The organism is Burkholderia sp. MSMB1588 (assembly GCF_001546925.1).
Lineage (GTDB): Bacteria > Pseudomonadota > Gammaproteobacteria > Burkholderiales > Burkholderiaceae > Burkholderia > Burkholderia humptydooensis.
Window position 1 is genome coordinate 1,369,364 of sequence record NZ_CM003770.1, and the last position, 25,758, is coordinate 1,395,121.

Genomic DNA, 25,758 nt, shown 5'->3' on the forward strand with positions numbered 1-25,758 from the left:
ATGAGCGACAACTTCAAGGCGTTATTCGATCGGCTGCGCAACGGCGCGCTCGACGAGGCTGACGGGATCGCGTTGCTCGCGCGTCTGCGCGATGCGTTGCGCGCCGACGACGCGGGTCGTGCGGGGGGCGCGGCCCCGGACGCGACCGGCGTCGATGCGGCGCGCCTGCCGCGTTTCGCGACGCCGCACTGGCATGCGCGGCCGTATCGCGAGGCGTCGGCGCAGGCGTTCGACACGGTGCTGTTGGTCGGCCAGGCGTGCGTCGCGGCTGCCTGGGGCGACGAACTGGCCGCGACCTTTCCGGGGGCGCGGATCGTGCGGATCGAGGCCGATGCGCAGGCGCCCGACGCGACGCGGCCGGAACCGGCGTTTCGCGCGCTCGACGCGGTGGGCGATGGCGCGCGCGTGGCCGTGCTGCTGATCGACGATCTCGCGCCGGAGCGCGCCGAACACGACGCCCACGCGCCCGATCGCTATCTGGCGTGCGTGCTGTCGGCCTTTGCGCTGGTGCGCGACCTGCTCGGCAGGCCCATCGCGCGCTGTCATCTGCTGCATCTGACGCCGCTGCGCCATGCGTTGCCGATCGGCGCCGCATGGCACGGGCTCGCCAAGAGCGCCGCGCTCGAAAGCCCGCGCTTCGCGAGCGGCGGCGTCTGGCTGTCCAACGCGGACCTCGGTCGCGCAACGCCCGCATTGGCCGCGCGCGAGCTGGCCGAGTTGGCGCCGGGGCAGTATCGCGACATCGGATGGATCGACGGCCGGCGCTGCGAGCGCGCGCTTGCCGCGAAAACCGACGCGCTGGTCGCGCCGGCGGCCGAGCCGTTCTCGCGCGGCGAGACGGTCCTGATCACGGGCGGGGCGGGGGCGCTCGGTCTTGCGATCGCGGCGCGCCTGACGAGCCGTTTCGCGCTGCGCGTCGTGTTGTGCGGGCGCCGCTCGGCCGACGCGCTCGATGCCCGCCAGCGCGACTGGCTCGCGCGGCATCCGGCGGTCCGTTATGTCTGCGCCGACGTGAGTGATGCGACCCGGGTGCGCGCGCTGCTGGCGGAGTTCGGCGGTTCCGCGCCGCTCGCCGCGATCTTTCACGCCGCGGGCGCCATCGACGATGCGCCGCTGCGCGCGAAGCCGCTCGACGCCATCCGCTCGGTGCTCGCGCCGAAGGTGCTCGGCACGCAACTGCTCGACCGCCACGCGGCTCGTCTCGGCGTGCGCTACTTCGTTTGCTTTTCGTCGATCGCATCGTTGGCCGGCAGCGCCGGCCAGGCGGATTACGCGAGCGGCAACGGCTTCATGGACGAATATTGCCGGCTGCGGCAAGCGGCCGCCGACGCCGCGGGCGGCTGCCGCTACCTCAGCATCAACTGGCCGTACTGGCTCGAAGGCGGCATGCATGCCGATCCGCGTCGCCTCGAGCGGCTTGCCGCCGACAGCGGCCTTACGCCGCTCGGCATGGACGAGGGCATCGACAGTCTGCTGACCTTGCTCCAACGTCCGGCGCCGCAGGTCGTCGTGCTGCCGGGCGAGCGTGCGGCGATCGACCGCGTGTTTCTCTCGACGCCGCAGCCTCCGCAGCCTCCGCAGACGCCCGCCGCGCGCGGCGCAGCGGACGATCTGCAGGACGGTCTGCGCGAGCTGGTCGCGCGGACGCTGAAGATGGAGACGGAGGCGATCGACGCCGACACGCCGTTCAGCAACTATGGCTTCGACTCGATCCTGCTGACGGAACTCGCGACCACGATCGGCCAGCGCTATCCCGGCCTGGCACTCGAGGTCGGCGTGTTCCTCGACCATCCGACGCTGCGCGAGCTGGGCGACTGGCTGCGTGCGCGCCTGCAGGCCGCCCGCGCCGGCGATGGCGACACGAGGGCGTCACGGCCCGGCGCCGCGGCGCCGCGGGCGGCCGATACGCTGCTCGACGGCTTACGTGCACAGGCCTCGGCGATCCTGAAGCTGCCCGTGGCCGACATCGGCATCGAAACGCCGTGGTCGGAATTCGGTTTCGATTCGATTAGCCTCAACGAATTCGCGACGCTGATCGCGCGCGACTTCCCGACCCGCCCGCTCGCGACGGATCTGTTCCTGTCGTGCTCGACACTCGCCGAGCTGGCCGCGCATCTCGCGGCGCGCCCGTCGCCGGCCGCGCCTGGGGCGCATCGCGCGCACGAGTCGGCGCCGCCGCATGCCGATCCCGCGCCGGCCGCGGCCGAGGAGATCGCGATCATCGGCATGGCCGGGCGCTTTCCCGGCGCGAACGACCTGGCCGGCTTCTGGCGCAATCTCGTCGAGAATCGCACCGCGGTGACGACGATTCCGGAGGACCGCTGGCGCTGGCAGGATTACGCGGCCGGCGAGCCGGGCAAGACTGATTGTCGTCACGCAGCGTTCCTGACGGCGATCGACCGCTTCGACGCCGCGCATTTCCGCATCTCGCCGCGCGAGGCGGAACTGATGGACCCGCAGCAACGGCTGCTGCTCGAATGTGCGTGGGAGGCGTTCGAGAACGCGGCGATCGCGCCCGATTCGATCCGCGGTCGGCGGATCGGACTGTTCTTCGGTGCGGAGAAGAACGACTATTTATCGCTGATCGCCGACGCCGATGTTGATGTCGACCCCTACATCAACACCGGCAACGCGCATGCGATGCTGGCCAATCGCGTGTCGTTCTTCTTCGGCCTGACCGGGCCGAGCGTCACGCTCAATACGGCGTGCTCGAGCTCGATGGCGGCCATCCGGGCGGCGGTCGCGAGCCTGCGCAGCGCGGAGTCCGAGATGGCGCTCGCGGGCGGCGTGAACATCCTGCTGAGCCCGGGCCTCTTCGTGCTGAACCGCAAGATGGGAATGCTGACCGCGAGCGACCACATCAAGCCGTTCGACCGCGACGCGTCGGGGCACTTGTTCGGCGAAGGGCTCGGGCTCGTGCTGCTGAAGCCGCTCCGCCAGGCGTTGCGCGACGGCGATCCGGTGCACGGAGTGATCCGCGCCGTCGACGTGACGCACGGCGGCCAGGGCCGTTTCCTGACGGCGCCGCATGCGCCGTCGCACGAGGCGCTGATCCGGAGCGTGCTGGCCCAGGCCGGCGCGTCGCCCGCCGAGGTCGATTACCTGGAGGCGCAAGGCAGCGGCGATCAGTTGACCGACCGCATGGAGCTGGAGGTCTATCACGCGCTGTACGGCGCCCGCGCGGGCGGTGAGCCGCTGCCGATCGGCAGCGTGAAGGGGCACATCGGCCATCTCGGCGCGGCGTCGGGCGTGACGGCGCTGATCAAGGTGCTGCTCTGCCTGAGCCATGACCGCTTGTTGCCCGTGCTGCACCACCGGCATCTCAACTGGCGGCACGACGAACCGTTTGCGGGCCGGCTGCTGACCGAGCATGCCGAGTGGCGCCCGAAGCAGATCGACGGACGCCGCGTGCCGCGCGTCGCCGCTGTGCACAATTTCGGCTATGGCGGCGTGAACGGGCATCTGCTGGTGCGCGAATCGCTGCCCGCGCTTGCCGTCGACGCGTGCTGGCCGGCCGTCGCGCGACTGTGGGTGATGTCGGCGCGCACGGCCGTTCAACTGCGGCAGAGCGTCGAGCGGCTTGTCGCCTATCTGCGCGACGGCGGTCATCGATTGCACGGCCAGCGCGAACCCGGGGTCGAGTCGATCGCCTGGACGCTGCAGGCCGGCCGGCAGCCGCTCAATCACCGGCTTGCCTTGCTGGTGGACGATGCGCCCGCAGCCGACGCGCTGCGCGCGGCGCTCGCGCGGCTCGAAGCCTGGCTCGAGGACGGACGCGGCGACGCGCGCCTGCTGACCGGCATCGCCGACGGTGTCGGTCCGGCGCACGGCGAGGCGTGCGATGACGTGATGCGCATCGCCGCGCGCTGGGTCGGCGGCGCGCGGATCGACTGGGCGGCCTGCTATGGCGACACACGGCCCATGCGTCTCAGCCTGCCGAGCTACCCGTTCGCGGCGACCCGGCACTGGGTCACGCCGCGCGGCGGCGACGGCGCGGGCGCCCCGCGCGGCGGCCCGGCGGCGCCGATGGCTGCCGCGATCCGCGCGGGCGCGGCGCCGGGCGCACGCCCGCGCGCCTTCGCCGCGCTGCATCCGCTGCTGCATGGCCTGAGCGGGGCCGACCGCTCGCTGCGCTTCGTCAGCACCTTCTCCGGGGATGAGCCGTTCTTTCGCGACCATCGCGTGCGGGGCGTGCCGACGCTGCCGGGTGCGGCGTACTGCGAAATGTTCGTGGCCGCAGCCGCGCTCGCGACGCCGGAATGCGAGCGGCACGCGATCGGCTACCGGCTCGACAACGTTGTCTGGACCCGGCCGCTCGCGGCGGCCGACGGCATGGCCGGGATCGCAGTGACGATGGAGCCCGTTGCGACGCAGGGCCGCCAGACCGGCGTGGATGGTCGCGATGCGTTCCGCTTCACGGTCGGCAGCGCTCGCGCCGATGACGCGCAGCCGTATGCCCAAGGCATCGCCGTTCGGGAGCGGATCGACGCGATATCCGCGCCGCCCGCCGTCGTCGTCGAGCAGTTGCCCGTCTATACGCGCGGCGCACAGATCGACGGGGCGCGGCTGTATCGGCGCTTCGCCGAGCTGGGTTTCGATTACGGCCCGAGCCACCGGTGCATCGACGCGCTGTTCCACGACGGCGAGGAGGTGTTGGCGCGCATGCGTGCGCTCGAGCCGGACGCGCCCGGCACCGCCGGCTACCTGCTCGTGCCGGGCCTGCTCGACAGCGCCTTGCAGGCGTCGATCGGCTTCGGCCTCGCGGCGCTCGACGCCGCCCGCGGCAGCGCCGCCGACGGCGCCGCGATGCCGCTATTGCCGTTCGCGCTCGAACGGCTGCGTTGCCATCGCGCCCCCGGCCCATCGGGGCAAGTGCGCTGGGTGCGTTTGCGCCGGCGCGCCGGCGCGGCAGGCAGCCCGGTCGTGAAACTCGATGTCGATCTGCTGGACGCCGACGGCCGGGCTTGGGCGAGCCTGGAGGGATACAGCGCGCGGCGCGTGAAGCCGGATACCGCGGCGAGCGTCGCACCGGCGTCGAGCCACGGCGCGGACAAGGCGACGACGGTGCCGATGCGTGCGCCGGCGGCCTGGCGCGACGACGGCGGCGCGCGCGTCTACCCGTGCCGCTTCGCGCCGGACGACCGCTACCTGCGTGCTCACCGGATCGACGGGCAGGCGCTGTTGCCGGCGGTTGCGCTGCTCGACCTGGCGCGGATCGTGGCCGAGACGCTGCCGCATGATTCCGCCGAGGTGCTGCGCATCGGCCGCGCCACGTGGCACAAGCCGCTGTTCGTCAGTGCGCCGGGGCGCGACGCGGTGCTGCATGTCGTCGCGCGCGACGACGCGTGGGCCGTCACGCTCGAAAGCGGCGAAGGAGAGGATGAGCCGGCGAGCGCTCATGCGCAGTGCGAGCTCGGCTGGGTCGCGGCCGCGCCGGGCGCGGACGTCTGGCACGATCTCGCGCACGGCGCCGCCGCGCCGCATGGGCTCGCGGGCGTCGTGCGCCGGTTCGGCGGCTCGCTCGCCGGCGAAACCGGCGATGTACCGCGGTTGCCGAACCGCGTGCGGATCGTCGACGGCGACGCTGATGGCGACACCGTCCGCCTGACGCTCGCCTGCGAAACGCCGGCCGACGCCGCCGCCGACACTGCGGGCGCGTCGATGTTCGATCTGCTGTTCGCGATTGTCGATCTGTGCGGGCGCGACGGTGCGGCCAACGGACTCGCGGTGCCCTACGGAATCGACGAATGCCTGCTGTACCGGGCCTTTCCGCGCCAGGTGCGGGTGGCGATCCGCACGGCGCCGGGCGTAGCCGGCGCGCGCACGCGCAGTTGCGACATCCGTGTCGCCGATCTCGACGGCCGACCGGTGATGCGGCTCAAGCGGCTCGTGATGGTGACGCTGCGCGAGGACGCGGCGCCGTCGGCCGCGAGCCGGGCCGCCGACATCGCCGACGCGGCCCATGACGCGCATGACGCGCGGCCGGCATTGCAGTGCCGCTTGCGCGAGCTCATCGGCGCGTTGCAGAAGATCGATCCGGACGAAATCGGGATCGACGACGATCTCACGCAGTGCGGCCTCGATTCGTTCAGCTTCACGGAGCTGTCGAACCGCCTGAACCGCCGCTTCGCGATCGACACGATGCCGACCATGTTCTTCGAGCACGGCACCGTCCGCGCACTGGCGGACGGGCTGCTGCGCGCGTATCCGAACCTCGCGGTCGGCCTGCTCACGGAGTGCCGCGCCGAACGGCGGGATGCGTCGCGTCCGGCCACGGCCGCGCCATCCGTTGCGCAAGGCGCCGAGGCGGCCGATTGCGCGCTGTCTCCGGCGCGAGCGCCGGGCCGCGCCGCTGGCGATGGCGAGGCGATCGCGATCGTCGGCATGGCGGTTCGCTTTCCCGGTGCGCGGACGCTCGATGCGTTCCGGCAGCGCCTGATCGCGCCGCACGGCGCGGGGAACGGCGCGGCGGACGAGCTCGATGCGGCCGCATCGAATCCGGCCGGCGCGGCAGGCGACGACGCTACCCCGGCGGCGCGGCCCGACGCCGGGACGTCGAACTGGTTCGGCGCCGATCCGGCGGCGTTGCCGGCCGACCGGCCGCTCGTGGCGGTGCTCGAAACCGCCTGGCATGTGTTCGAGGACGCGGGGATGGCGCCCGCCGCGCTGCACGGCAGCGATACCGCCGTCTACCTCGGCGTATCCTCGCCGGCGAAGCACGACGTGCAAGTGGGTGACGCAGGCCTGCCCGCGGCAGTGCCCGCGCTGCATGCGTTGCCGAACCGGATCTCGTTCGAATTCGATTTCCGCGGCCCAAGCCACGCCATCGACACCGGCTGCTCGAGTTCGCTGGCCGCACTTGCGCGCGGCGTCGAGCATCTTCGGCAGCGACGTGGCGCGCTCGTCGTCGCGGGCGGCGTGGGTCCGATCGCATCGCATGACGCCGATGGCGCCATCGGCATGGTTCTGCTCAAGCGCATCGACGACGCGCTGCGCGACGGCGACCGCATTCACGCGGTGATTGCCGCGGTCGCGGAGAACCACGGCGGACGCACGCTGTCGCCGGCCGCGCCAAGCGTCGACGCGCAGCGCGAACTGCTGGTCGCAGCATACCGGCGGGCCGGCGTCGACGTGGCCCGGATCGGCCATGTCGAGGCGCATGGCGCCGGCACGGCGTTGGCCGATGCGATCGAGCGCGAAGCGCTGTGCGACGCGTTCGCCGAGTTGAGAGGGGGGCAAGCCGTACCGGCGGATGCCCCGCGCTGCACGGTCGGCTCGCTCGGCCGGCGGTTCGGGCCGCTCGGGGCGGCGAGCGGCATGGCCGGCGTGATCAAGACCGCACTGATGTTGCGGCTCGCAACGATCCCCGGCCATCCGCTGTCGCCCGATGCGAATCCCGGTGTCGATCTCGCCGGCAGCGGCTTGGCGATAGCCGGGGACGCGTCGCAGCCCTGGCCCGCGACGCGTGACGGCCAGCCGCGCTGTGCGGGCGTCAGCAGCTTCGGCGCAGGTGGCGCGAATGCGCACGCCGTGCTGCTGGAGTATCGGGCCGCCCCGGATCGCCAGGATGGGATCGGGGCGCCGGCGTCGGCGTCCCGCGTCTTTCTGCTGTCCGCGCACAGCGAGCCCGCGCTGCGCGCGCAGGCGCGCGCGCTGGCGGCGCATATCGCGCGGCACGTGCCGGCCGGCGAGGCTGGCGCAGCGGCGCTGCGCGACATCGCGTACACCTTGCAGACAGGGCGCGACGCGCTGGCTTGGCGCTTCGGCGTGGTGGCGCGAACGTCCGACGCGCTACAACAGCAACTGCGGCTGTTCGGTGACGCAGCGGCGGGGACGGAGGCGGCGCTCGCGGATTATCGCGTGGCGCGCGTCGCCGAAGCGCGCCACGAGTTCGACGGCGACGAAGACGTGAGGGCGCTCGCACGGCAATGGCTCGAGAAAGGAAAGCTCGCATACGCGCTGCGCCTCTGGCTCGACGGCATCGCGGTCGACTGGCGGGCGGCCTGGGACACGCGCGCGGTGGCGCTGGCCGATCTGCCGTCATACCCGTTTGATCACGCGCTGACGCGGAGCGAGGCTCGCGCGGCCGGCGACGACGCGCTCGACGCGCTCGACGCTCGCGTGCGGCATCTTCTGGTCGACGGGCGGGAAGGGGACGGCGCGGCGAACGGGGATCCGCACGCTGATGCGCGCACGCTGATGCAGCGCGTGCGCGAGGTCGGCGATCTGCTCGGCGTCACGCTGAGCGTGGGCGATGCCTACCGGCATCGCGATGTCGGTGCGCTGCGCGCCGGCCTGCGCAAGCGCGCCCGGCGCGACGAGCTGGCCGGCACGGCTGCCGCGCCGGCGCCCGACGATCCGTTCGCGCGCTACTACCGGATGGCGTTCGGCGCGCTCGACGGATTCGGCCGCGAGTTGCTCGCGCTCGACGACGAGGTCGTGCTCGACATCCTGCACAACGTCGCGCCCGAAAAGCCGCCGCTGTTGTTGCTGATGCCGATGGCCTGCCTCGGCACGGCGTGGCTGCACCAGGTGCGCGCGTTCGCGGCCGACCATTCGGTGATCGTCTGCCACTACCCGGACCATGCGGCGAGCACCGGCGCCGATGCGCTGCGGGCGACGGGCGACGGCCTCGATGGCGTCGCGCGGCTCTTCTGGACGGCGCTCGACCGGCTCGGCGTCGACGCGCCGGTCCATCTCGTCGGCTGGTCGCTGGGCGGGCTCGTCGCGCAATGCATGGCGGGCGCCGATCCCGGTCGAGTGGCGTCGATGACGCTGGTGAACGCGCTCGACGCGCCGGGCAGGGACGGCATCGACCGCGCGATGCGCGTGCTCGTCGACGAGATCTCGACACAGGTGATGCCCGAGGTGGACCGTCATTTCGAGGGCGACCCGCGTGCGATCAAGGCTTGCTACGACGCGCGCATCCTCGACGTCTACCTGGGTTTCGCCGCCGACGCCGCAGCGCAGGCGCGCCTCGCCGATCCGCCGTTTCCGGTGCTGGTGCTCGCGGGCGGCTGCGACCGCGTGGTGCCGCCCGAGGTGGCAAGGCGCTTGCACGCGCGGCTCGGCGGCGCCGCGCTCGAGCTGCTCGACGAAGCCGGCCACTACTTGCCGATGACGCACGCGGGCTGGTTCAACGCGCGGCTGCGGCAGCACCTGGAGGTGACGGTCTGACCGTCCGGCGTCGCCGCGATGCGCGCGGCGGCGTCTTGCATCCGACCCATCCCATCGAGCCCTTCACATGAGAAAAGTCTTTCTGTTCCCCGGACAAGGCGCTCAGCGCCGCGGCATGGGGCGCGAGCTGTTCGACGCATATCCGGCGCTGACGGCGCGTGCGAGCGAGCAGCTCGGCTACGACGTTGCCGAGCTGTGCACGCACGATCCGCGTCGCGAGCTCGGCGACACGCGCTTCACGCAGCCGGCGCTGTATGTCGTCAGTTGCCTGTCGTATCTGAACAGGATCGACGCCGGCGAGGCCTCGCCCGACGTCGTCGCCGGACACAGCCTCGGCGAATACGCGGCGCTGTTCGCGGCTGGCGCATTCGATTTCGCCACCGGCCTCGCGATCGTCGCAAAGCGCGCCGCCCTGATGAGCGAGGCGCCGGGCGGCGCGATGGCCGCGGTGTCCGGCATCGATGAGCGTCGTGTCCGGGAAATATTGGACCATTACCGCGGCGAAATTCATGACAATGAGCCGGGACCCGAGGTGGCCAACCTCAACCATCGCCTGCAATGCGTGATCTCGGGGGCGCGCGAGCAGCTCGCCGAACCGTTGCTCGCGCAACGGTTCGAGGCGGCAGGCGCGAGCTTCATTGCGCTCGACGTCGGCGGCGCGTTTCATTCCGTGCGCATGAAGGCGCTGGCCGCGCGTTTCGCCGATTTCCTGTCGGGCATCCGGTTGCGGCCGCTGCGGATGCGCGTCGTCTCGAACTGGACGGCGCGTGCCTATCCGGCTGGCGACTATCGGCCGGCAATGGTGAACCAGATGTTCAGTCCCGTGCGGTGGTACGAGTCGGTCTCATGGCTGCTCGCGCGGGGCTATCGCGAATTTCACGAGGTCGGGCCGGGCGACGTGTTGAGCCGGCTCCAGCGCCACATCGAGCGCGAGCCGTTGCCGGGCGCGTGACGCGGCGGCACGGCACCGGATGAATCCCCAGAGAAGGCGAGAGAAGAACGTGAACATGGTCGGAATCGAAGCAATGAATCTGTACGCGGGCGTGGCCCGCCTCGACGTCACGGCCCTGGCCCGTCATCGCGGCCTCGACATGCGGCGTTTCGAGAATCTGCTGATGAAGGAGAAGACGGTTGCGCTGCCGTACGAGGACCCGGTGACGTTCGCGGTCAATGCCGCGAAGCCGATCGTCGACGCGCTGACGCAGCAGGAGCGCGACCAGATCCGGATGGTGATCACCTGCACGGAATCGGGCTTCGATTTCAGCAAATCGATGAGCACGTATTGTCACGACCTGCTCGGGTTGGGCCGCCACTGCCGGATTTTCGAGATCAAGGGGGCCTGCTATTCGGGCACGGCGGGCCTGGAGACGGCGATCAACTTCGTGCTGTCGCGAACGCGTCCCGGCGGCAAGGCGCTGGTGCTGGCGACCGACGTGTCGCGCTTCATGGTCGAGGATCGCGGCGACGCGCTGTCGGCGGATTGGTCGTTCTCCGAACCGAGCGGCGGCTCCGGCGCCGTCGCGATGCTGGTCAGCGACCAGCCGCACGTGTTCCAGATCGATGCAGGCGCGAACGGCTGCTACGGCTACGAGGTGATGGACACCTGCCGTCCGGCGGCGGATGCCGACGCCGGCAATGCGGACCTTTCGCTGCTGTCCTACCTGACTTGCTGCGAGAACGCGTTCCTCGACTATCGCGAGCGCGTCGCTGACGCGGACTTTGCGGCGACATTCTCCTACCTCGCGTTCCACACACCGTTCGGCGGTATGGTCAAGGGCGCGCACCGCACGATGATGCGCAAGCTCGCGATGGCGAAGCCGCCTGCGATCGAGGCGGATTTCGAGCGACGCGTGGCGCCCGGACTCGCCTACTGCCAGCGTGTCGGCAACATCATGGGCGCGACCGCCGCGCTGTCGCTCGCGAGCACGATCCGCCACGGCGATTTCAGCGAGCCGCGCCGCGTCGGCGTATTTTCTTACGGCTCCGGTTGCTGTTCCGAGTTCTTCAGCGGCGTCGCGACGCAGGATGGCGCGCGCCGGCTTGCCGAACTCGGGATCGGCGAGCATCTCGACCGGCGCTACAACATGACCCTGGACGAATACGAGACCGTGCTCGCGCGCAGTCGCGAGATCCGCTTCGGCACGCGCGATCTCGACGCCGATGCGACGCTGCTCCGGCAGGCGCGCGGCGTGCATCGCAGGCCGACGCTGTTCCTGAAGTCGATTCGCGACTTCCATCGGGAGTACGAATGGGTGAGCTGAGCGGGACCTGGCACAACCTGCGGGTCCGGCTCGACGACGGTATTTGCCGGATGCGGATTGAGCGGCCCGATACCGGCAACGCGATCGATGCGCGGCTCGTCGACGAAATGGGCGACGTGCTCGATCGCTGCGAGCCGGCGACGCGGATCGTCGTGATCGAGGGCCTGCCCGATGCATTCTGCGTCGGCGCCGATTTCGCGCAGCTCGATGCGCGCCGCGCCACGGACGAGGCGCCGACGGCACCGGACCCGGCGCCGCTCTATGATCTGTGGCGGCGGCTCGCGACCGGCCCGTTCGTCAGCATCGCGCACGTCGAGGGCCGGGCGAACGCGGGCGGTGTCGGCTTCGCGGCCGCCTGCGATGTCGTGCTCGCCGCGCGTACAGCGAGCTTCGGCCTGTCCGAGCTGCTGTTCGGGCTGATGCCGGCCTGTGTGCTGCCGTATCTGATCCGTCGCGTCGGCATCGCGAAGGCGCACTACATGACGCTGACGACTCAGCCCGTCGATGCCGCGCGCGCGTGCGAATGGGGGCTCGTCGACGTTTGCGAGGCCGACAGCGCCGATTCGCTGCGCCGCCATCTGTTGCGGCTTCGGCATCTGAAGAAGGACGCGATCGCGCGCTACAAGCGCTATGCGGCGTCCCTTGACGGCAGCCTTGCCGCCGCGCGCGCGCCGGCCATTGCGGCCAATCTCGAGGTTTTCCGCGACGCCGCCAACCTGCATGGCATTTCGCGTTTCGTGAACGCCGGCAAGCTGCCGTGGGAGCACGAATGATGCGCCGGCCGTGCCGGCGCGCAACAGGATATCAACCGACAGGAGAGCAGGGCCGTGAGTCAACAACGGATTCTGGAATTGATCGCGAAGCATACCCGGGAAGTCGTCCCGGGGCTGGAGGATCACGTATTCGCGCCGGGCGACTCGCTGCGCGATCTCGGCGCGAACTCGATCGACCGCGTCGACATCATCGTGATGACACTCGAGGCGCTGTCGCTTGACGTGCCGCTTGCCGCGATGGCGAATGCGCGGAACATCGGCGAACTCGCGGGCATCATCGATGCGAACGCCTGACGCTCCCGTCGTCAGCGGCATCGGTGTCGTCTCCGCGATCGGCCAGGGTCGCGCGGCGTTCCTCGACGCGTTGCTGGAAGGGCGGCACCGATTCGACGCGATGCGCCGGCGCGGCCGGCAATGGCAGCCCCACGGCGAGACCCCGGCCACCGCATTTCCGGGTGCGGAGATCGATGCGCTGGCAATCCCGGAGTCGATGCCGCGGGGCATGTTGCGCACGGCGTCGCTGTCGGCGCAGGCGGCGCTCGTCACGCTCGACGAGGCGTGGCGCGATGCGCGCCTCGACGATGTCGCGCCGGAGCGCATCGGCCTCGTGATTGGCGGCAGCAATGTGCAGCAGCGCGAGCTTGCGTTGCTGCACGACGCGTATCGCGATCGCATCGCGTTCCTGCGGCCGACCTACGCGATGTCGTTCATGGATACCGATCTGTGCGGCATCTGCACCGAGGCATTCGGCATTCGCGGTTTTGCGCAGACCGTGGGCTCGGCGTCCGCGAGCGGGCAGATGGCGGTGCTGCAGGCCATCGAGGCGGTGGGCTCGGGGCGCGTGGACGCCTGCATCGCGATCGGCGCGCTGATGGACCTGTCGTACTGGGAATGTCAGGGTTTCAGCTCGCTCGGCGCGATGGCGGCCGGCCCTTGCGCGACGCAGCCGGCGCTGGCGTGCCGGCCGTTCGACGCCGATCGCAACGGCTTTGTCTACGGCGAAGCCTGCGCGGCGCTCGTGATCGAGCGCGACGGTTCGCGGCCGCGTGACGGCGTCGAACCGTACGCGCGGATCGCGGGCTGGAGCGTGGCGCTCGACGGCAACCGCAATCCCGATCCATCGCTGGAGGGCGAGGCCGCGGCGATCCGTGGCGCGCTCTCGTGCGCCGGCCTCGATGCGAGCGACATCGACTACGTGAATCCGCACGGCACCGGATCGGTGCTCGGCGACGTCATCGAATTGCAGGCGCTACGTGCTTGCGGGCTCGATCACGCGTGGCTGAACGCCACCAAGTCGATCGTCGGCCACGGACTGACCGCGGCCGGCGCAGTCGAGCTGGCCGCGGTGCTGCTGCAGATGCGGGCCGGGCGCCTGCATCCGACGCGCAATCTCGACAACCCGATCGATCCGGGCTTCCGGTGGGTACGGCAGGAGCCGGTGGCACACACGATCCGGCATGCACTGAACCTCAGCATCGGTTTCGGCGGTGTGAACACCGCCGTCTGCGTGAGCCGCCATGACGCGGGCGCCGATGTCTTCCAGGAGTGACGACGATGAAGATATTCATGTTTCCGGGGCAGGGATCGCAGGCGAAGGGCATGGGCGCCGCGCTGTTCGATCGCTTCGACGGTCTGGCTCGGCAGGCGAGCGACGTGCTCGGTTACTCGATCCGCGAGCTGTGTCTCGACGATCCGCGCGATGAGTTGAAGGACACGCGTTTCACGCAGCCAGCGCTCTATGTCGTGAATGCCTTGTCGTACTTCGCGCGCGTAGAGGACGGCGGGGGCGATCCCGACTTCGTGATGGGCCATAGCCTCGGCGAATTCAATGCGCTGCTCGCGGCCGGGTGCTTCGATTTCCTGACGGGCCTGAAACTGGTCCGCTACCGCGGCGAACTGATGGGGCGCGCCGCAAACGGCGCGATGGCCGCGATCGTCAATGCCGACCAAGCGAGCATCGAACGCATGCTCGCCGAGAACGGACTGACGCAACTGAGTCTCGCGAACTACAACACGCCCTCGCAGATCGTGATCTCGGGCGCGGCCGACGAGATGACGAAGGCCCGGCCGCTGTTCAGCCAAGGGCGCATGCGCTTTTATCCGCTCGCCACGAGTGGCGCGTTTCATTCACCGTTCATGCGTGCGGCGCGCGAGGAATTTGCGCGCTTCCTGCAATCGTTCCGATTCGCGGCGCCGCGCGTGCCGGTGATCTCCAACGTGACTGCGCGGCCCTACGAGCCCGACGGTATCGATGTGCGACTCGCCGGCCAGATCGACAGCGCGGTTCGCTGGTGTGACAGTGTCCAGTATCTGCTCGGCGTTGCCGAGCGGCGCGGCGAGCCGGCGGTATTCGAGGAACTCGGCTACGGCGAGGTGCTGGCCCGTCTCGTGCAGACCATCCGCGAGCAGACGCCTGCGGATCTGATTGCCGGCCTGGCCGGCGAGGCGGACGTAATGGCGATGACCGGCGAGAAGGAGGCGGAGGCGATGGTGGGAGCGGCCGCGCCTGCACGGCGCCCGGGCGCCGCGCTGACGGATTCGCGCAGCGCCGCGGAGAAAGTCTCGGACTGGAACCGTCATCATCCGGTCGGCACGCGCGTGAGCTCGACGCGGCCCGAATATCGCGACCTCGTTACGCGGACCGAGGCGGTGCTGCTGTTCAATCATCGCGCGGCGGTCTACATGAACGGCTATCACGGCTACTTCGATCTCGATGAGCTGACTGCCGTCTAATATTCGTACTACGTGCCGGCCGCCTGTCGCGCGCGCCGGTATCCCGATCGTTGAGCGGCCTTCAGGACGGAAGAAAGGTATAGACCGATGCCCCGACCGCGCGTTGTTTTCCTGTTTTCCGGGCAAGGCTCGCAATCTTTCCAGATGGCGCGCCCGCTCTACGAACGGCAGCCTCTGTTCCGTGAATGGATGGATCGGCTCGACGACGTCGCACGCGAGCTGGCCGGTGCGTCCGTGGTCTCGACGCTGTATTGCCGAAGCCGCGCGCAAACCGACGTGTTCGATCGCACGCTGTTCAGCCATCCTGCAATCTATATGGTCGAATACGCGCTGGCGCGCACGTTGATCGAGGCCGGCGTCGAACCCGATGCAGTGCTCGGCACGAGCCTCGGCACCTTCGCGGCCGCGGCCGTCGCCGGGTGCATCGATGCGCGCGACGCACTCGTCGCCGTGATTCGTCATGCCCAGGCTCTGGAAGCAAGCTGCGAGCACGGCAAGATGATCGCGGTGCTTGCCGGCCCACGGCTGTTCGACGAGGCCGGACTTGGCGCTCACGCTGAACTCGCGGCGCTGAATTTTGCCTCGCATTTCGTGGTGAGCGCGAGCCTGACCGGCGCATCCGAGGTGGAGCGCATCCTGCGTGCACGGGACATCGCCTATCAGTACCTGCCGGTTTCCTTCGCATTTCATTCGTGCTTCGTGCGCGCGGCTGAAATGCCGCTCGAAGCGGTGCTCGATACAATGGCCGTGGGCGCTGGGCGGCTGCCGGTGGTCTGCTGCGCGAGCGGAGAGATGGCTCAGCCCGTGCGCCGCGCGCATTTTCTCGCGGCGGTGCGCGATCCCATCCGCTTCGAGGCGGCGATCACCCGGCTCGAAGCCATCGGACCGTGTGATTACGTCGATGTCGGCCCTTCGGGCACGCTAGCCACTTTCGTCAAATATGCGGTGCCGGGTGCGGCGCCGCGTGCGCACCCGATCTTGACGTTGCTCGGGAACGACTTCGAGCAGCTTGCCGCCGTCGTTGCACGCTTCTCGGTGCGCGAGGCGATCCGCTAGGGTCCCTCCGCTGATTGGCGCGCAAAGTCCATGCCGCTCTATGCGGCTTGTCGGTCTTGGCTTCGCCGGCATGCAGATCGGCGATGCGACGCATGGCCAGTCCCGGCAGACGGGCGACGAGTACGCCTTCATTGCGGGCAACGGGCCACGGGAGCTGGCCTTTACCGACGACGAAGACATCGACGGCGATATGTTGTTGGGCTTCTTGCATCACAGTTTATGCAGAGTGAACGAATTGGCCTGCAACAACGGTGGCAAGTCTCGGCATCCACGTTACGGACGGCGCGGGATATCCCGGCCAAACCCCCTATCAGCGATCACCAGCCACCCATCAGGCCCGGTGACAACACCCCCTTATAAGGACCGCGACTGGGGGCGGGAATCATGTCGGACCTGGCTGGCCAAAGCACCGATTATCGGGGCGGGAAGATAGTAACGCGGGCACGGCACCGTCGAGCGCGTTCAGGAGGGGGCGCTGCGTGGTGATGCTGTGTCGGGCATCCTCATGCGCGACGCCTTCGACGTAGCCCACCGGCAACATGAGTTGCGTACGCGCGCGCACGACGCAGGCTCCTCTTGTCCACGCGACGTATGGGCAGCATGCCTGATCACAATCTCTCGACCTTCAACGCCACTTCGCCGGAGACACTACCCAAGGGATTCATGCAATGAACCGCATCGTAATCCTTGGCAAGACTGAATTTATACCGAGTCAGAACAATGCTCCAAAATACTTTCGCCTCAAGATTCGCCAAGGCGGCGCCGACACAAGTATGAACGCCGTGTCCGAAGGGGAGGTATTGGCCACGATGCCGTTGGTATTCCGCGCGCTCCGGCGAGAATCGCTCGGGGTCGAAGCGCTGTGGATGATCCCAAAGATCGGAATCCTGACCAAGCAGGCCGGTGAAATTGAAGACCAGCGTTCGAGGGGGAACGACGTAAGGGCCGACTTGACATTCGCCTAGGGAAACGCGGGGCGTGATGGCGGATACGGGATACATTCGAAGCGTTTCCTTCCAGACCTGGGTGGTTCGCTCCATGCCGTTGAAGTCCGCCAACGCCGCTTGCTCAGGTAGCCGCATGGATTCTGCTCGCAGGACCTCCTGCCAATGAGGATGCTTGGCAAGCAGATAGGCCATGCTGGTGATTCCCATCGTCGTCGTGTCGAACGCGGCGAAGACAATGTTGAGCATCAAATCAACCAGTTGGTCGTCGTCCAGGCCCCCCGTATCCTCCCTCGACTTGCACAGTTGACTGAACAGGTCCGTCCCTCCTTCGTCGCGGCGCTTTGGAATCAGGTCGTACATGATGCTGCTGAGCGTCGCGACCCCGTCCAAACCACGTCTCCATCGTTCGTTGAGGTGCCGATTCTTCAACACGACGGGAATCGCATTCCAGTAATCACGTGTGGCTCCTTCGAGACGTGCGGCTTCGCTCGAATCCTCAATGCCGAAGAAAAGGCGTGCTGCAAGTTGGGAAAAAATTTGACGGGCCTCCACTCGGAACGGCACTTCTCCATCGCGAGGCCACGCCTCGATATTCCGAGTGAATTCCTGCTGGATGATGGCCAAATAGCTAGCGAGCGCGCGATCGCTGAAAGCAGGTTGAACCAAAGTGCGCACCTGCCGGTGAGCATCGAAATCCAACGACATCAAGCGGCTCTTCTTCTTCAGGTCGATATCGAAACTGAGCCCTCGCGTCACTCTCTCTACCGCAAGTGCAGTCGACCAACATCGATCCCCGTTTTTTAATATTTGAGAAATGACCTCCTGATCGACCACGCCGACGATCGAATACGGGCCGAGCTGATTGCGAAACACCTTGCCGTGAATATTTGCCTGATTCGCGAAAAACTGTAGCCCTTCGCGCTTATAGGCGAAGAGGGATTTCATTCCTGCAATGAATCCGCTGGTTCCGGGGATGCTCTTGGGTACTTTTGCCAAAGGAGGAAAGGCTTCAGGCCGCTCCGGGTTTTTGATGATGGCTGCAACTTGAGGATCTATGTTGAAGGGTCTGATCTTGGCCGCATCATATTCAACTTTGCTCATATCTCTCATTTGCGAACTCCATTGTTCGTGATTTAACCGATCTTCCGGCGACCCGCTTCAAGCTCGCGCTTTTGATGGAGTTCGCCCGTTTCGCCGCATCGACCGTCTCCGCCGGCCATCCTCAACGTCGGCTTCACCCGGCTGCTGCGCCTGCGCGTCAAACACCGCGGATCGAACGCCGGCCTCGTCTGCAAGTACGTCTTGCCCTTGAGGATCTGCCGATACGGCTTCCTGAACTACTGCACGACCATGTCCTTCTTCGACGGGGCAACGATATGCGTCAAGCGCGGCAGTCCTGCCGCATGGTGCGACGAGATTGCCTACCGCCTCCCGTTCCAAACCGCTCGAGCTCATTGCCACGCTCGATCGATCGCAGTCGCTCAATTTGGCCACGCGGGCTCGCGGAGGCGGCAAGTCGCCGTTCACGCGAAAGTCGGCGCAGGAAATCTTCCTTCAGTACAGGCGTCTTCGAACTCATCGGCCCCTTGTCTGGATTTGCACGATTTACGCGTCAATATGCTTGCGCCTTGCAATTGCCACTGTGCCGTTTCTGCCTCCCTGTCTTGCTTGGCGCATTGTTTACGTTCAGGCGCGACTCAACGCTCAAGTCGAGTTGTTTCAATAAAATAGCCGGAATTACCAGAACCTCCGTTCTCGGCCGTTGATCAGGTTTCACGTATCCAAACCAGGCGGCTCGAGCCGGAGGCGGTTGCATTATCGAGAACGAGCTTGCCGTCGTCACATTTCATATCCCGCAACAAATTCATTCCGGTAAAATCCGGGTAACTGGACAAATCCACGTGATGCAAGACGGTTTTCCCCTCTATGGAATATTTTCCGGAGTAGCTCAGGATTCCGGAATTTGCGCGAATCAATCGAATCATGCCGATCATTTTTTTTATGCTGAATATGTTTTTCCAAAATGCCTCTGGAATGAATTCGATATTTTTCCTTCCTCGGGCGATCATGATCACGGACATGTACCCGGTGTCCGTATAGATGATGCGTCCCATCGGGCTGCGCCCCATCGGGTAGATGATTCGACCATTCGCCAACCTAAATTCGCTTGCCTCCAGCGACCAAGTTCCGGTCAACTCATTCATGATTTTCTCGCATCGAAAAATTGACTGGATGGTGAAGCTAGTCAAAGTGATGATTGTCCGGTTTGGTCGTCGATAATCGGATGCGATGGCGCCGATGCAATTTATCCAGTCATCGACGATCCAACCGGGATCGTGCCTGAAACATTCAGGAGTTGTGCGCCTCCAACTGCGCCATTGTCATGGAAGTACGGAACGAGCCGAGAATCGTGCGCGTACCGATGCACGCACGGCGGCCATGCGATGCGCGCATGTTGTCGATATAGAGAATGTCGGATTTTTCCCATTCCACATGATATTCACGCTGCTCGTAAGCATGAAGCAAATGCCGTATTACATCGTCGGGAATTGGAGCGCCGTTTCCGTATAAGGCCGTCTGCCATATTTCATCTTGCGAGCGCGGAGGCGGGGCGTTCGGGTACGCCCGCTTGACCAAATCCCACCAACTCGCTGGATGGCAGACGCAAACCGAACTAAAGAAGCTTTCTTCCTGGGTGATGGGGTGACGCCTGACGGCCGTGGCATGCTGGAGAATCTGCAGGTGGTCATCGCTGATCCAGATCGGTTCGATCTTCCGCTCCGCGCATATCTCGTTTACTCTGGTCCGGTCGCTCGTTCCAAAAGTATCTTCTATCGACTTGTACGGCATGTGTTTAGGGAAGTTCCGTACATACCGGATGCCAAATTTCAGGAACGGCTCCAGGATCGACGGAGCCATGTCGCGTAAGAATTGGCGGGAATCGCATACGGACGTCGTTCCGCCCGTGCCTGGTGCGGGCGGTTGTTCGCAGAAGAAGAGAACATGCATCGGCCAGTAAAAGTTATAGGCCATCTCATTGTGCTGCGGCAATGCCATGGAACCGGGTACGTCTATCGTGAAGACATTGGCGTCGACGGACGTATGCGGTCCGCTCCCGGCGGTGTAATCGAATTCGGACGGCTCGAGCAATTCCGCGATCGAGCCAAATGCTTTCCGGTCGCAATCCAGCCCGCGAATCAACACGACGCCATAGCGCAGAAGTGCTTCGCGCAGCAATTGACGGTGTTTCGTGACCCACGCGACCGCGGGCGGGCTGGAAGCCGCGTGAACGCGAAGGAGGAATTTCTGCTCGGGGAAGAGGAGTTCCGCCTGAAAATCCTCTATAGATCTAAGTCGGTCTAAAAGAGCTGTCATGAAATGATTCCAGCAAGTTGGATTTTGGTTCCGCCGATGGAAAGCGGGCAGCCGGCCTCTCCAAGGAAACATGGATTTACTCGATTCGGCAGTAATCCATGACGCGCCGAGAGGTTCGCAGATGTGAGCTTTCGGAGTGGAGCGTGCGAGTAAAGCGAGATGTGCCGACCAGCGCCGCGCTCATGGACTTTCAGCTACCGGTCGCTCTTGCCAGGCAGTGTCGTGTTCCGAACACCTTGGTTCACGAGACCGCGCTCCCGAAGGAATGGCCCGCAAAGAGTCGACGCCGAATCGGGCAATGTAATGCGCGACACAGAGCCTCGATCGAGAATGCGAGACAGGTTTTCGGAATGTGCACGCTGGCGAACCTGTCGGTTATGCGGAATTTGCCGTGGTCGATTCATGGGAGCAATTCGTCGTGCACATGAAAAGCGCTGCGTTATCAAGCGTGTTTACGAAGAAAGTTCATCGAAGCGGACGCTGCTTCACTCTTGCATTCCTACGATTCAATGCCATTTCGTCTTCAACGTGGGCAATGCCAATCGATTAACGTTTACGTGGGGCTGGTCAGTAGTCGGCGGCGTTTTGGTGTACTGAGAACAATAGTCGTCTGAAAGCAGTTTGTATGCACTGAATATCCGGTACAACGCGCGGATTTGACGGATGGGCGAGGCATTCCTTCAATGCAAGTGGGAGATTGTCCGGCGATGCGTCGAGCGTGCCGCCGCTCAGCATGCCGTGCTACGGGCCGGCGAGGTCGCGCAGGGTAAGCGGCGCGTCGGGGCGGTTGTCGTGATCGGCCTCAGCGTCGGACCGATCCTTGAAAAACCATTGCGACGAAGATTCCGGCAAACCTGATTGCGCTCTGGCAGCGAATCAGCATCCGATCGCCGATGCGAGGAATCATTCATCCATGAAAACCCGGATGCAACGAAACATACAATTACATTACAGTGGCAAATAAATATCCTTCCAATTGCACCTTTCGAGACGGCGCTGCCGCCAGCATGATCGCCTGACCGGATCATGTGCGCAATCTGCTCCTGCGGTCTCTATAACCTTGTTTTATGAATTGTGGAGAAACTCAAATGAGCGATATTCTCGAACGAATCATCGCGGTCAAGCGCGAAGAAGTCGCAGCGGCCATGCGCAGTACGCCAGTCGAGGCGCTAAAACGGGAAACCTCCACATGTGATTTGCGCGATTTCGTTGGGGCGTTGCGTTCGAAGCACGCGACCGGCGACGCGGCCGTCATCGCGGAAATCAAAAAGGCGAGTCCGTCGAAGGGCGTGCTGCGCGAGCATTTTGCGCCAGCCGACATCGCCCTCTCGTATGCGTTGCACGGAGCCGCGTGCCTATCCGTGCTGACCGATGAGCAATTTTTCCAAGGTGGAGTCCGCTATCTCAAGGAGGCGCGTTCCGCTTGTACGCTGCCCGTGTTGCGCAAAGACTTTATCATTGACGCGTACCAGATCATCGAAGCTCGTGCGATGGGGGCGGACGCGATCTTGCTGATTACCGCAGCGCTCGACACGTCACAGATGCAGGATCTCGAGGCGTATGCGCACTCGCTCGGGCTTGCAGTGCTGGTTGAAGTGCACGATAGCCATGAGATGGAGCAGGCGCTGACGCTGAAGACGCCACTTCTCGGCATCAACAATCGCAACTTGCGCACGTTTGAGACGACGATCCAGACGACTCTTGACATGCTCGACATGATTCCGCAGGACCGGATTGTCGTTACTGAATCGGGCATCTTGTCGAGGACCAGCGTCGAAACAATGCGCGCCGCGAACGTGAACACGTTTCTCGTCGGCGAGGCGTTCATGCGCGCGGAGCATCCGGGAGCCGAACTTGCACGATTGTTCTTCTGATGGTGATCGAGTATTTGCATCAGCGGAATTGTTCGCGGTTGAGATAGACAACTCGCTCTGTCGATGGTGGAACCCCGCGGCTTCGACACCCGGTTGCTTGATCGTCCGCGGAAACAGAATGATCTTGGTCGACATTCTGCTGAATCGGCTACTATTAGGTTTGCCGATTCAGTCGGCCACCAAATTATCGGTTTGAGATTGAAAGAAACAAAAAATCACTGAAATTTCAGTAATTATCAAAACGAATTTGGAAGCATTATTGACTCTGTTCAGTGAAACAGGAGTAAGTCGATGCCGATCAATAGACAGATTTTGATGGCTGGCCAGGTTCGCGAATCAAAGCCATTATCTCCAATCGCAGGTGCCGCGCCTGGCGTACACATTAATACCGAGTCGAACTTGCTCGCAGATGCTGCGAAAATAGCCGCCGGTATCGGGTTGAAGTTTAACGTGCAGGCAGGGCGAGTTGCCACGTCCGCATCAGCATACGTGCCATTGGCTCAGAACGTGGGTCCACGCAATTTGACATTGGAAAAAAATCAGGACGGCAAAGCACGAATTTCGCTGAACTATCCGGAAATAAAAAATCTTGTATTGAGTGGTGGAGGTGCAAAGGGAGCTGCGTATCCCGGCGCGGTAGTCGCGCTTGAGGCCCAAGGGGTCATGTCGAAAATTAGGTCAATATCGGGATCGTCAGCCGGCGCCATTACTGCCGCCCTACTTGCATCTGGTATTTCCAGCGAACATTTCACTAAACTATCCAATAGTGTTGATTTTGTGGATTTGCTTCGGCAGCGGGCTGGCCCGCCGGCATTCCAGATTGGCAGACACGTTGCGGAGGAGATTCTGCGCGATACAAGCAAGCGTATCGGCGAGAAAACAGGGATCGGCAAGAATGTAGGAGACACGCTCACGATTTTGATGAATGCACAAACACGTGCGCCTGCGCTGGAAAATCTGATCCGCGAAGAATCACGCGCGAGCGTGATGGCACATTTATCAGGTCTTGAGCTGAAAAAATGTGGCGAACAGAAAGCCGCCATCGAAGCAATTCGCTTCCGGCTCGAGGCAGGTGGGGCGGTGACGTTTGGGGATCTTCATACGTTGAGTCCACATATTCCAGCTATCAAGGAGTTGAGTTGCACGGGGACGATGATGGAGAAGAATCGTCCTCAGATCGCGATTTTTTCGGCGGAAACTACGCCAGAAATGGATATTGCAAAAGCGGCTCTCATTTCTAGCTCCTTACCCTTCGTTTTTGCGCAACAGACGCATAGTTCGGCCTTTGGCACCGCGCGCTATCAGGATGGTGGGATCATGTTCAATGTCCCCGCGCCGGCCCTTGTCAATCATGAATCCGCTAGCCGGGCGCTGCCGCACCCGGATGCATTGATTTTGATGTTCAGCGCGGTGCCGGACAAGCCGATCGCGCCTTCCGGCCTATCGGACGTCATCGCGGACTGGCTGACCGGTGCACCGATGTCAGCATTAAATTCGTTGCAAATGCGCGGCTTAGGTGATTTGCGTGAGCAGATTGTGCAAGTGCCATTAAAAAACGAGCGTGGCGACTTCTCGGGATTGATGAGCGGGACGCTGAACTTTGGCATGTCGATAGACGACAAGCGAGCGATGCAGCGCGACTTACAGTCGAAGGTTGAAGAGCACATTGCTCTACGCGGTCAGCAGAAAATCACCATGGAATTCCTGTCCACGGATGCCGCTATGTTGGCACTTGCCGATAGTGAATTTCACACATTACACGATGATCATCCACACTTGACTGCGAATCTGCATAGATTTCGTACTCGTGCGAACGAGATGCTTGGCGATCTCTCGAATTCAATTGCCGGGATGGAGCGTCTTGCACCGGATAGGCTGGCTTTGCTCGTTCAACGACTCGACGAATTGACCGAAGGCGATGCTGATAGGGCGACATATTTGGCGAGGAAAATGTTGGACCCGCAACAGCCCAAATCGCTCGCACGCATCACCGATGCGATTCGCGGCGCGGAGACAAATTCACCGACATTGCGTGCGGTACAGGCGCTGAACGAGAAGCAGGATACAGTCAACGCATCGCGTAGAGCAATCTCGGACATTATCTATCGTGCACGCTTCAAGTATGGTCAAACAGCAGCCAACCACGCATTACTCAATTTAACTGAGGATCGACTCAACAAAGCATCAACGCGTAAAGAGTATAACGAAGCGTTGTCAAATTTGGCGGCGAATTACAAACCGCGAATCAGTGTTTTATCTGAATCTATTTCTTCGAAAACTATCGATGACGCCAAGGCGTATCGCATTCCAGACAGGCGAGTGTGAGTTTGGTCGGCGAATGGAGAAAGGAGATATTGATGTTTGATTACCAGACTTGGGTCGAGAGTTGGCTCAGTGAGATGCGCGTTCAAGTGTCTGATTCTACCCTGATCACACTTACTATTGACGAACACCCCTTTCTGCTCAAGCAAATGAACGATGTTTATCTGATGGCGGTTGGTATCGGTCCAGTGCCACCTTCGTTGAACCAGGGGCAGGCACTACTACTGCTGAACCTCAATGCGTTCAATGCTAGGACACAGCCGTTGCAGGTAGGAATCGTCAATGGAGGGGACCTCGTGGCATGGCTTCGCGAGCCTTGGGCGACGGCTGATCTTTCTAGCCGTTATAGTTTGATGATGCAGACGGCGGCCGATTTGCGAAAAGAACTATCGATGTGAAGCGGAGCAGCCCCCTGAAACACCGGATATAGCCTCTCACTTAAACTAGCGGGTAGGCATAAGGCTGTGTTTTTGACTAACACCAGGCAGGAAGTGATGGAAGTGTTGACGGGCCCGGAGCGCCCGCCGGCGATGCGTCTCCGACCTCTGATTGACAGGAAATGGCATCAAGCAACGCCTGGATGCTCGGGCGTGTGACCGGGCGAGCCAGGCGCAGGCGCAGGCGCTGACGCTCGGAGAGTCGCATGGCCACAAGCTGGCATCGCCGGGTGACCAGAGCCGCCAGATTCTGCTGCGCGGGATCGCTGAGCGGTCGCACGAAGCGCTCGTAGTCGGGACGTTGGGCCAGTACGGCAGCGAACTCGGCGAGGGTGGTTGCATCGATGTGGTCGGTCTTGGCTACGCGCTGCATCTGTATTAGCCGGGACTCGATCTGACAGGTAGTCGGACCGACAAAGAACGAGTCTTTAATGGGGGATGAGTTTCTCCTTGGCGAGTTCGAGCGAATCGAGGAAAGTACGCAATCGCCTTCTCTATCACCGCCGTATCGACAATCATCCGCTTCAGGCTCGAAGTTTTGATGACGTTTGCACGTTTGGCCGCTTCGGTCGTCTCGGCCAACAGTTCTTCTACGCCGGCTTCGCCCAGTCGCTTGCGCCAGCGCGTCAGGCTCAAAGGATCGATCGGCGGCTTCGTTTGCAAGTATGTCTCGCCGGCGAACACTTGCCAGTATGGATTCTCTAACCATAGCCAAATGATCTCTTCGTCCGACAGGTCGAACGCATGTCGCGAGTAGAGCAGCCCGGCGATCTTCCTCTGGTGCTGGCGTCTTCGGATCCACT

General features: G+C 64.4%; 14 protein-coding genes and 4 pseudogenes. 11 read left to right on the top strand and 7 right to left on the bottom strand.

The annotated features are described in order from the left end of the window. The 8 genes from WS92_RS05455 (at position 1) to WS92_RS05490 (ending at position 16,000) form a co-directional block, all read left to right on the top strand. Positions 1–9,177: an alpha/beta fold hydrolase gene (locus WS92_RS05455; protein WP_059931882.1), complete on the top strand. Its 9,177-nt coding sequence runs from the start codon at positions 1–3 to the stop codon at positions 9,175–9,177. A 67-nt stretch (positions 9,178–9,244) separates the two neighbouring features. Further along, positions 9,245–10,129 carry an ACP S-malonyltransferase gene (gene fabD, locus WS92_RS05460; protein WP_015602775.1) on the top strand — a complete coding sequence of 295 codons (885 nt, stop codon included), beginning with the start codon at positions 9,245–9,247 and terminating at the stop codon, positions 10,127–10,129. Between the two features lie 49 nt (positions 10,130–10,178). After that, the gene (locus WS92_RS05465) at positions 10,179–11,438 is read left to right on the top strand and encodes a hydroxymethylglutaryl-CoA synthase family protein (RefSeq protein WP_171845185.1); all 1,260 of its coding nucleotides are present in this window, start codon (positions 10,179–10,181) and stop codon (positions 11,436–11,438) included. A gap of 50 nt (positions 11,439–11,488) precedes the next feature. Next, positions 11,489–12,211, top strand: a complete 723-nt coding sequence (locus WS92_RS05470; protein ID WP_006028561.1) for an enoyl-CoA hydratase/isomerase — start codon at positions 11,489–11,491, stop codon at positions 12,209–12,211. A 54-nt stretch (positions 12,212–12,265) separates the two neighbouring features. Beyond that, the gene (locus WS92_RS05475; RefSeq protein WP_009916223.1) at positions 12,266–12,505 is read left to right on the top strand and encodes an acyl carrier protein; all 240 of its coding nucleotides are present in this window, start codon (positions 12,266–12,268) and stop codon (positions 12,503–12,505) included. Next, positions 12,492–13,760: a beta-ketoacyl synthase N-terminal-like domain-containing protein gene (locus tag WS92_RS05480; RefSeq protein WP_006028563.1), complete on the top strand. Its 1,269-nt coding sequence runs from the start codon at positions 12,492–12,494 to the stop codon at positions 13,758–13,760. Before WS92_RS05475 ends, WS92_RS05480 begins: the two co-directional genes overlap by 14 nt. 5 nt (positions 13,761–13,765) lie before the next feature. Further along, positions 13,766–14,944 (top strand): ACP S-malonyltransferase, encoded by a 1,179-nt coding sequence (gene fabD, locus WS92_RS05485; protein WP_059931976.1) that lies wholly within the window; start codon positions 13,766–13,768, stop codon positions 14,942–14,944. Between the two features lie 87 nt (positions 14,945–15,031). Further along, the gene (locus WS92_RS05490; protein WP_082743709.1) at positions 15,032–16,000 is read left to right on the top strand and encodes an acyltransferase domain-containing protein; all 969 of its coding nucleotides are present in this window, start codon (positions 15,032–15,034) and stop codon (positions 15,998–16,000) included. 49 nt (positions 16,001–16,049) lie between these two features. On the opposite strand, the pseudogene WS92_RS34300 reads toward WS92_RS05490, so the two are convergent. From WS92_RS34300 to WS92_RS05505, 5 genes and pseudogenes are all read right to left on the bottom strand, one after another. Beyond that, positions 16,050–16,211, bottom strand: a pseudogene (locus WS92_RS34300) (IS110 family transposase); the annotation flags it as partial. A 225-nt stretch (positions 16,212–16,436) separates the two neighbouring features. After that, positions 16,437–16,553: pseudogene (locus tag WS92_RS36375) on the bottom strand (IS630 family transposase); the annotation flags it as partial. 55 nt (positions 16,554–16,608) lie between these two features. Continuing rightward, on the bottom strand, positions 16,609–18,048 hold the full coding sequence (locus WS92_RS05495) for a cytochrome P450 (protein WP_231755936.1): 1,440 nt from the start codon (positions 18,046–18,048) through the stop codon (positions 16,609–16,611). Between the two features lie 665 nt (positions 18,049–18,713). Next, entirely contained in the window at positions 18,714–19,151 is a 438-nt protein-coding gene (locus tag WS92_RS05500) for a lipocalin-like domain-containing protein (RefSeq protein WP_171845186.1), read from the bottom strand. Between the two features lie 145 nt (positions 19,152–19,296). Further along, positions 19,297–20,322 (bottom strand): TauD/TfdA family dioxygenase, encoded by a 1,026-nt coding sequence (locus tag WS92_RS05505; RefSeq protein WP_059931890.1) that lies wholly within the window; start codon positions 20,320–20,322, stop codon positions 19,297–19,299. 1,088 nt (positions 20,323–21,410) lie between these two features. Here WS92_RS05505 and trpC point away from each other — a divergent pair. The 3 genes from trpC to WS92_RS05520 all read left to right on the top strand — a co-directional run bounded on the left by trpC (position 21,411) and on the right by WS92_RS05520 (position 24,916). After that, positions 21,411–22,196, top strand: a complete 786-nt coding sequence (trpC, locus tag WS92_RS05510) for an indole-3-glycerol phosphate synthase TrpC (protein WP_015603689.1) — start codon at positions 21,411–21,413, stop codon at positions 22,194–22,196. A gap of 291 nt (positions 22,197–22,487) precedes the next feature. Then, positions 22,488–24,521 carry a patatin-like phospholipase family protein gene (locus WS92_RS05515; RefSeq protein ID WP_059931892.1) on the top strand — a complete coding sequence of 678 codons (2,034 nt, stop codon included), beginning with the start codon at positions 22,488–22,490 and terminating at the stop codon, positions 24,519–24,521. 32 nt (positions 24,522–24,553) lie between these two features. Continuing rightward, positions 24,554–24,916: a hypothetical protein gene (locus WS92_RS05520; RefSeq protein WP_009916227.1), complete on the top strand. Its 363-nt coding sequence runs from the start codon at positions 24,554–24,556 to the stop codon at positions 24,914–24,916. 214 nt (positions 24,917–25,130) lie between these two features. Here WS92_RS05520 and WS92_RS34305 read toward each other — a convergent pair. Then, positions 25,131–25,328, bottom strand: a pseudogene (locus WS92_RS34305) (IS110 family transposase); the annotation flags it as partial. 104 nt (positions 25,329–25,432) lie between these two features. After that, a pseudogene (locus tag WS92_RS05530) lies at positions 25,433–25,732 on the bottom strand (transposase); the annotation flags it as partial. Positions 25,733–25,758 lie beyond the last annotated feature (26 nt).

Bases quoted from the DNA above. Each gene is read 5' to 3' on its own strand.
- fabD (WP_059931976.1), top strand. From the start codon at position 13,766: ATGAAGATATTCATGTTTCCGGGGCAGGGATCGCAGGCGAAGGGCATG.
- WS92_RS05505 (WP_059931890.1), bottom strand. From the start codon at position 20,322: ATGACAGCTCTTTTAGACCGACTTAGATCTATAGAGGATTTTCAGGCG.
- WS92_RS05470 (WP_006028561.1), top strand. From the start codon at position 11,489: ATGCGGATTGAGCGGCCCGATACCGGCAACGCGATCGATGCGCGGCTC.
- WS92_RS05515 (WP_059931892.1), top strand. From the start codon at position 22,488: ATGCCGATCAATAGACAGATTTTGATGGCTGGCCAGGTTCGCGAATCA.
- trpC (WP_015603689.1), top strand. From the start codon at position 21,411: ATGAGCGATATTCTCGAACGAATCATCGCGGTCAAGCGCGAAGAAGTC.
- WS92_RS05520 (WP_009916227.1), top strand. From the start codon at position 24,554: ATGTTTGATTACCAGACTTGGGTCGAGAGTTGGCTCAGTGAGATGCGC.
- WS92_RS05480 (WP_006028563.1), top strand. From the start codon at position 12,492: ATGCGAACGCCTGACGCTCCCGTCGTCAGCGGCATCGGTGTCGTCTCC.
- WS92_RS05490 (WP_082743709.1), top strand. From the start codon at position 15,032: ATGCCCCGACCGCGCGTTGTTTTCCTGTTTTCCGGGCAAGGCTCGCAA.
- WS92_RS05500 (WP_171845186.1), bottom strand. From the start codon at position 19,151: ATGAATGAGTTGACCGGAACTTGGTCGCTGGAGGCAAGCGAATTTAGG.
- WS92_RS05495 (WP_231755936.1), bottom strand. From the start codon at position 18,048: ATGAGCAAAGTTGAATATGATGCGGCCAAGATCAGACCCTTCAACATA.
- WS92_RS05455 (WP_059931882.1), top strand. From the start codon at position 1: ATGAGCGACAACTTCAAGGCGTTATTCGATCGGCTGCGCAACGGCGCG.
- fabD (WP_015602775.1), top strand. From the start codon at position 9,245: ATGAGAAAAGTCTTTCTGTTCCCCGGACAAGGCGCTCAGCGCCGCGGC.